This is a genomic window from Bacteroidota bacterium (genome assembly GCA_030706565.1).
Classification (GTDB): domain Bacteria; phylum Bacteroidota; class Bacteroidia; order Bacteroidales; family JAUZOH01; genus JAUZOH01.
Genome location: JAUZOH010000175.1, coordinates 1 through 7861, shown reverse-complemented (window position 1 = coordinate 7861; position 7861 = coordinate 1). Strand labels below are relative to the sequence as shown.

General features: G+C 38.7%; 7 protein-coding genes. 1 reads left to right on the top strand and 6 read right to left on the bottom strand.

Annotation, left to right across the window (positions count from 1 at the left end):
• Positions 1–407: 407 nt before the first annotated feature.
• A complete protein-coding gene (locus Q8907_09915) occupies positions 408–1994 on the top strand; it encodes an asparagine synthase-related protein (GenBank protein ID MDP4274581.1) in 1587 nt (528 codons plus the stop codon).
• On the opposite strand, the gene Q8907_09910 is transcribed toward Q8907_09915, so the two are convergent.
• From Q8907_09910 to Q8907_09885, 6 genes are all read right to left on the bottom strand, one after another.
• Complete coding sequence (locus Q8907_09910; protein MDP4274580.1) at positions 1987–2922, bottom strand: hypothetical protein; 936 nt, start codon at positions 2920–2922, stop codon at positions 1987–1989. The two genes, Q8907_09915 and Q8907_09910, sit on opposite strands and share 8 nt — an antisense overlap.
• A 381-nt stretch (positions 2923–3303) precedes the next feature.
• Entirely contained in the window at positions 3304–4635 is a 1332-nt protein-coding gene (locus tag Q8907_09905; GenBank protein ID MDP4274579.1) for a polysaccharide deacetylase family protein, read from the bottom strand.
• Between the two features lie 310 nt (positions 4636–4945).
• Entirely contained in the window at positions 4946–5554 is a 609-nt protein-coding gene (locus tag Q8907_09900; protein ID MDP4274578.1) for a Maf family nucleotide pyrophosphatase, read from the bottom strand.
• Positions 5555–5567: 13 nt separating this feature from the next.
• On the bottom strand, positions 5568–6572 hold the full coding sequence (locus Q8907_09895; protein MDP4274577.1) for a geranylgeranylglycerol-phosphate geranylgeranyltransferase: 1005 nt from the start codon (positions 6570–6572) through the stop codon (positions 5568–5570).
• On the bottom strand, positions 6566–7087 hold the full coding sequence (locus Q8907_09890; GenBank protein MDP4274576.1) for an HAD-IIIA family hydrolase: 522 nt from the start codon (positions 7085–7087) through the stop codon (positions 6566–6568). Before Q8907_09890 ends, Q8907_09895 begins: the two co-directional genes overlap by 7 nt.
• A gap of 31 nt (positions 7088–7118) precedes the next feature.
• Positions 7119–7861: DUF2520 domain-containing protein (locus Q8907_09885; GenBank protein ID MDP4274575.1), on the bottom strand; the 743-nt coding region annotated here is incomplete at its 5' end.

Below are 7861 nucleotides of genomic sequence, written 5' to 3'. Positions count from 1 at the left end.
TTAACGCTTCGCGGAGGAAAGTCCTGGAACTTTTTAATGAATCACCGGCATGTTTTAGCCCCTTGGTAAATGAGGGACAATAAATCACTGACTTTAAATTTTATTCCGTTCAGGAAAATATTTAGTTGCGAAACTTAAATTGTTAATATTAAGAACTTTTATTTGATATTGCATGAGACTGTTCCCTTAATCGGAATACCTTTTTCTGTAACCTCTTCGACAATAATTCTCCTTTTGTTAACTGATTTGGATTAAAGTAGTTTACTGTCGATTCACCATTTTTATTTTTATTTGATGGGTTATAGCGATAATTATTAACAACCTCTGGAATTTTTATCCCGCCTAAAATTCGTAGCTTTGTTTATGCTTGTCAGGAATTAGACAGGTTTTATTATAAGTTTCTGGTTATGGTTCATTTTTCTCCTAAATATAATAATGGATTTCATTGGTTTACTCAAAATAACATAAGGGCCAAAGGTTATCTTTTTGATGCTGAAGGAAAATATTATTGTGATGATGGATTAACGGAATATTTTTTTGATGTTAAGGATAACGAAAGTTTGCAAATTAAGCTGGAACAGGCCAATGGATTATTCACAGCTTTTGTTCAAATAGAAGATGCGGTTTATCTGGCTTGCGACCCAACCAGGACATTTCCCCTGTTTTATTGCCTTAAGGATAAAGAATTCTATGTCTCAGACAGCATAGAGTCTCTGATGGGAATAACCGGATTAAAGGACCCTGACCCACTTTCTCAGTTGGAATTCAGATCAACAGCATTTGTTGCCGGGAGAGAGACTTTAATAAAGGGGATTTACCAGGTTCAGGCAGGAGAAATGGTCTGTCTTAGGAAATATAAGGCTGAGCAGTCGTTTTATCATACCTATACAACTTCTTTTACTGTAGATTCAACGAAAGAAGTATTTACGAAAAAATTTGAGGAATTGCTGGATGATGTTTTCGGAAGGCTGATCGCATCTTTGGGCGGCAGGACCATAGTGCTTCCCCTTAGCGGTGGCTATGATTCGAGATTGATAGCGGTGATGCTTAAAAAGTATGATGTACGGAATGTGATTTGCTTTACTTATGGCCGCAGAGACAATCCTGAAATGGAGATATCCAGTAAAACAGCCTGTATCCTGGGCTATCCCTGGTATTTCGTGGAATATACTCCTGAATTGATCAGGGATTTTATTCAGGATGACTGCTTTCAGGAATATTTCCGTTATTCGGCGCAGTATTCTTCCATGTTTTATATGCAGGAATATTTTGCCGTTAAATATCTGACCGAACATTCCTTGATTCCAAAAGATGCTGTATTTGTTCCCGGCCATTCTGGCGATTTCCTGGGCGGGAGCCATCTTGATGGAAAGTTAAAACCACACAGTTCAGCAAAGAAATTGGTTAATGAAATTTTTAAGAGGAATTTTATTCTTTACGGTTTATCCGGTAAAGAAAAGCAAATGTTAAAAGCAAAGATTTGGAATCCTGTAAAAGAAGAGGGCAGTGAAAAAAAATTGTTGACTTATTCCCTTTATGAGAATTGGGATTTGAAAGAGCGGCAGGCTAAGTTTATCATTAATTCATCCAATGTTTATTATTATTTCGGCCATCAGGTACGTTTGCCCTTGTGGGATACAGGATTGGTAAATTTTTTCAATATTTTGCCTTATGAGCTGAAGCTGTACAAAAGGTTTTATAATCGGGTGCTTGAAGAAAGTTACTTTAAACCCTTTCATGTTCATTTTGAAAATGAATTTCAACCAGCCCCTTTGCAGATAAAACTGCAGGTTTTAAAAAATTACCTGCGTCCATTTATTCCTGAATGGGTGAAAGAGAAAATTCTTTTGCGCAATGACTGGATGTGTTATCAGGAGATCACTGCTCTTATGGCGGAAGATATGAGAAAAAGGAATATCCGGTTTAAGTTTAATGGCTCAGCATATAATTCTCTGATTGTACAATGGTACCTGTCTCAGGTTGGGTTTAAATAGCTTTTTTAAGATTTCTTAATGGTTTGGGAAGCCTGTTTATCTGTATCCTTTGATATTGGCGCTCTGTTGCACCGAAGCTTTTATAAAACCTGGCCAGTCCTTCAATGACGGAACCTTCAAAATCTAGCTCAACCGGTTGATTGGCTTCGCGTTGAATGAAGGAATCAATCAGCAGGGTCATGGCTCCGGTTGCCTTGGCTTTGGAGTTGGTGGCAGAAAAAAGGAATATGTGCCGATGGGCATGGCTGAGAAAAAACGCACTTCCGCAAGGTTCCCCATTAGGGCTGCAGGCAAGCAGCATTTTACCTGTCCCTTTTTGGAAGCTGGTTTCCATCAATTTTTTTAAAAGACTATAATGCCTGTGTTTAAGGGAATTTAATTCTTGTCCTTTGTTTTTGCAGAAAAGTTGTATAAGAATATCCGGATCCTTGCTCTCCTCAATGTTGATCTGATTTTCAACGGCACGGCGGATATTACGTTTCGTGTTTTGGCTATATCCTTCCTGCAGTTTCTCGTAACTTTTATCAAGGTTGAGGACAAGAGTCCGTCGGTTCTGAACATGAAGTTCAGAAAAAGGTATAACATCCGGGCTGAAGAGGTTGCCTTCGTTCAGCGAAATATCCGCGTAACGAAATTTGGAAGGGATGTGGGCCATGAATTCCTTCGCTTTGGACAAACGGGTATCCGTAGGTGAGAAAATACCCAGTTGTTGGGTGAAAAAAGGCTGATAAAGGTAATGGATGAAATATTTCCTGTTGCAGGTAAGCGGCATCACCCTTTCGTAATCATTTTCAACCAATGCGTCCCATTTGCTGCATACAATGTCCAGGTACCAGGAATGGGCATAGATCAGGTCGGGCCTGGATTTTGTAATACATTCATCCCATTTCCCCTTATCTATAAAATCATGTAAAATATAGTTGATCATTGTTTTTTGGATTTAAGGAATTTGAATTTTTTTCCCATAAATCCGTTGGCTAAAGCCAACGTCAATTCATAATTCGGAAATTATCAACTTCCCTTTATTTCATTATCTCATTATCTCATTATCCCATTATCCCATTAACCCATTATCCCATTATTTCATTGCCATCAGCCATGAATTGCCGGCTTTAGTTTTAGTTTTTGTTATTATTAATTTTGCCATGAATTGTCGCCAGCTTTAGCTGGCGGACTGAAATTAAGGTATTTATTGGGTTTTAGCCCAAATGTATTTTCAAAAAATCAAATTATGCCAAAATGATTTGGCTAAAGCCAGGGAAAATTGCTTATCCAACCCGTTGGCTTTAGCCAACGGCAATTAAATATTTCATTGCTTCTGAATGAAATATTGATTATTTCGTGTAATATATTTGTACATATCTTCCATCACCTGCCTCCATGGGCCTTCAGTAACTATGGTTTCGTTGTGCCACAGGCTTACAAAGGTTCCGTTTACGGCTTTTACCTTATCTATCAATATCTTTATTGCTTCATCGGCCTGTAATGGATTTAAATCCTGATATTTTTTTAAAGTAATGTCCATTACAACCAGTGGAAAAATAATCAGTGAAGTTGTTTCCTCATTCTGAAGGTCATAAAAAGGGAAAGGGCTGCAAATTCCTGCACGAAATCCGGCTTGCGTCGCATAACCCATTGTAAAGTCCTTGTCAATTCCGGCTTTAATAAGATTCCTGTATGTGTCCGGCAAGCTGAGCCTAAGATAATGCTGCCTGCTGCGATTGATTTTTTGTCCTGTGATTTTTTCAAGTTCAGCTTTTTCTTTAACAATGAGTTCAGGATGATCAGCACTTCTAAAGGAGGGATGTAACCCGGTTTCTGTTTGAAGGTCCATTTTTTGTATGAGTTGCCGGAACTTTTTATTGGTGGAAGATATGTTTTTATCGTATTTGCCATAACGGCCAACCTGGAAGAATAGTAAAGGTTTCAGGTGATACTGTTTATGAAAAAATAACATATAATCGTAACAGTCGAAAGGATCCGGCATCCGTGAAGCCAGCACTTTGAGGCAGTTTTCAAATTTTTTTACATTCCCCTGCAAAACTGCCTTAGCCAAAATCCCTGCTGTGCGCAGCAATCCTTTGTGACGGTAGGCATAAGCATCGTCAATGTCAAAAGTGGGCAAAAATGAAAACTTTAAGGGAGGAAAAACAAACGAAGGATATTGATTGTTAATAAGCCTGGCCAATTCCTGAACCCACTGATTTACAATAGGCACCTGAAGGAAATTATATTTAAAGGCCAGGCTTTGGATTGCTTCAAAACGTCCATATTGGTCGGTTTTAAACGGAAGGTATTCCTCATACCTGCTGGCCAGAAAGAAAGAAGCGGCGAACAGGTCAAAAGGCACGTCTGAGGCTTGGTCTGTTTGAAAAAAGCAGGGATGGTTTTTCCACTGGCTGATTTGAATGTCTATCGGGTGAATGCCCGTTTCAAATAATAATCCGCAAGGGTTAATCCGGATTCCTGATTTTACTTTTTCGGGTGAATAATTGATTTTAGCTTCAGCAGATTCCTCAAATTCCCTGATATTATGGGTAATGCTAAAGGTTACTTTCAGAATGCCGCTAAAGATAAGGTTAAGGGTATAATCCAACCGTGGCGAAAATTTTTCTGCATATACAAGCAAAGTATTGTTCATCCCGGAAGTGTTTAGTGGATTATTAGATTTTATTTATGTCCCTGGTGTAAATTATCATCTAAAAAATTGTAATCCAAAATTCTGATTCACCGCCTTGATCAATGGATAGGAGATGTCTGTGTATTAATTCTTAGCGGTTTGGCGCCTTTGCGAGAAATACGTCTCATGCAAAGACGCCAAGCCGCAAAAAGCTCTCAACTGTTTATTTAAAGCTTTATTAATTCATAACCAATTAATTGTAAGTATATTCGATACTTTCTGAAATAATGGAAATCTCCCATATAACTTTAAATAGTAGATGGTTACGATTTTATCTCTCTTTTATTCTTGCCACAAATTTTTCAAGTTCCAGATATAGTTGTTCTACCGGTAATCCCATCACATTGAAGTAAGAGCCTTCGATTTTCTCTACCCCTGCAAAGCCGATCCATTCCTGTATGCCATAAGCCCCCGCTTTATCGAATGGTTTGTACTTGTCAATATAATAAATAATTTCTTCTTCGGTGAGTTTTCTGAAATAAACATGGGTTGTGGCCAGGAATGAAGTCTGCAAAGTGGCCGAACTCAGGCAAACACCGGTATAAACCTCATGTTTTTTCCCGGAAAGGAATCCCAATATTTCAATGGCATGATCCCGGCCGGATGGTTTGCCAATGATACGGTCATCACAAACCACGATGGTATCGGCCGTGATCAGCAGGGTATTCTTTTGGATTTTATCTGCAAAATGCTTGGCCTTTAGTTGGGCCAGGAAAACAGGCACCTGGCCGGGAGTAAGCGTATCGGGATATACTTCCTGGAGTTCCGAATCATTATCAAGGGTTTTGTAATCCAATCCCAATCCTTTAAGCAAAGCTTTTCGTCTTGGGGAACGCGAGGCAAGAATGATTTCAACATCTTTAATTTCGTCAATAAGCATTGCAGGAATGTTTTCAGAACGAATAAGAAATGATGAGGTCGGCTACCAGGGCATAAAGAAGTCCGAATAGCATGACAAACTTTGTGATAATGCTTCCTGTATGATAATCTGATTTGTCTTTTGCAGTAATGATTTTGTAAATAACAATAAGTAAAGGGAAAACCAATAAAAACATGAAATAGAATAAACTAACAAAATCTACTGTCCCGTCGAATTTGATTTTCAGATATTTCCAATAAAAAAAGAATAAAGAGAAAATTATAATTGCATTAAGAAACGTGATAATCACTTTTGACCATTTAATTCCCAAAACAATTGGCAGGGTATTGCGTCCAAAAACCTGGTCTCCTTCAAAATCTTCCACATCCTTTATAATTTCCCTGTTGAGGTTGAGCAGGAAAGCGAAATAGGAGAAAACAAGAGCCCAGTTAAAAATATAATTTAAGTTAGAACCAGATTGGAGCAGAATTTGTGAATATGCCCTGTTAATGGGCGGTATATCGTAAACGGCGACCAATAAAGGTACACATGCGGTCAGAAAAGCCACAATAAAGTTCCCGATCAGGAAATTGCGTTTGTAAGTGGTGGAATAAAACCAGAGTATTCCTGCAATCATTGGGAATACAATACCAAGCACAATGTGGTGTATCCGGTAAGAGATGTAAAATCCCAGGATAACACCCAAAACGTTTAAAACGGTATGGATTAAAATTGCAGCCCGGCGTGAAATATACTTGCCTACGATAATTTTATGCGGACGGTTGATTGAGTCTGTTTTGGTATCGAAATAATCATTGATTACATATCCGGCGGCGGCGATGGATAACGTTGACAGCACCAGGCAGAAGAAATCAAATGAGCTGAACTGAAGGGCAAATCCATTGATTCTCAGCATGGGTAAAATAATGCAATACCTGATGATATATTGTGTGACCGCAATGATTAACAAATTGGGCCAACGTACAAGCTTAAAAAAAGCTTCAACCTGGATCATATTTTTATTAATATTTTTTACCATTGAAATGCATCTGTTTCAAGCCATTTACCCTGAACCCTAAGAACCTGTTCAATAACATCACGAACGCAACCCTTTCCTCCCTCTTTATAGGAGATGTAAGCGCTGATGCTTTTAACTTCTTCGGCAGCATCGGAAGGGCAAACCGGTACAGCTACCTTATGCATCACTTCATAATCGGGGATATCATCGCCCATGTACATGATTTCTTCGTTTTTCAGCGAATATTTTTTAAGGAAATCTTCATAGGCTTTCATTTTGCTGTCTGATTTGAGATAAATATCGTTGATCCCAAGCCTTTCGAAACGCCAGCGGACAGGCTCTGAGTCGCCCCCCGTTATGATCGCAATAGGGTAGCCTTTTTTTATGGCATATTGACAGGCATATCCGTCTTTTATGTTCATGGTGCGGATAATATCGCCATTAGGGAATAAATGTACACTGCCATCGGTAAATACTCCATCCACATCAAACACAAAGGCTTTAACTTTCCTAATATCTTCTTTAAAATTTCCCATCTGGCATTAAAAAATATTGTTAAAATGATTTTTATTTTTTCTTGGTTTCCTGCAAACTTTGTATGCTTTCGGTTACAAAGCTATATATTTTTTGGAACTCAGGGAAATTTGTCAGTAGTTTTAAGTGGTTGTCAATAACATTTTGGTCATCTCGTACTGCCGGTCCTGTTTGAGCTTCCAAAGGGGAAGTTATTTTGATTTTTTCTGCAGTTTCGTCGATCAGGGGCAGCAGGATATTGAAGGGCAACCCGTGTTCTTTAAGCAGTTTATCGGCAATGGCGTACATCTGGTTGGAAAAATTGCAGGCAAAAACGGCTGCTACATGGATGATTTCCCGTTGTTGCGAGTCGACCAGTTGGACATTATCCGACAATTCACGGGCAACTGCCAGCAATATTTCTTCATTTTCCCTGGTGTTTGCTTCAATACAGACGGGAACCTTTTTAAGGTCTATTTCCTTGAATTTTGAAAAAGTCTGAAGGGGATAAAAAACCCCGTAATTGGATGCATGTCCTTTGAAAACATCCATGCTGATGCTTCCTGAGGTATGAATCACCAGTTTTTTCCCGAAATCCTTTTGAGCCAATAAGGGTTCTATTGCTTTATCGCTAACGGAGATAACATATAAATCGGCCTCTCTATTTAAATCCGATAAATTAAAGGTATACGGTACATTAAGTTGCATTGCCAGTTCTTTTGCGGATTTTTCCGTACGGCTGTATATCTGAAGAATATGATGCCCGGCTTTTTGCAGTGCCTTTGACAGGTGGGTGG

Coding starts and splice junctions, on each gene's coding strand:
- Q8907_09915 (MDP4274581.1), top strand. CDS start 408: ATGGTTCATTTTTCTCCTAAATATAATAATGGATTTCATTGGTTTACT.
- Q8907_09910 (MDP4274580.1), bottom strand. CDS start 2,922: ATGATCAACTATATTTTACATGATTTTATAGATAAGGGGAAATGGGAT.
- Q8907_09905 (MDP4274579.1), bottom strand. CDS start 4,635: ATGAACAATACTTTGCTTGTATATGCAGAAAAATTTTCGCCACGGTTG.
- Q8907_09900 (MDP4274578.1), bottom strand. CDS start 5,554: ATGCTTATTGACGAAATTAAAGATGTTGAAATCATTCTTGCCTCGCGT.
- Q8907_09895 (MDP4274577.1), bottom strand. CDS start 6,572: ATGGTAAAAAATATTAATAAAAATATGATCCAGGTTGAAGCTTTTTTT.
- Q8907_09890 (MDP4274576.1), bottom strand. CDS start 7,087: ATGGGAAATTTTAAAGAAGATATTAGGAAAGTTAAAGCCTTTGTGTTT.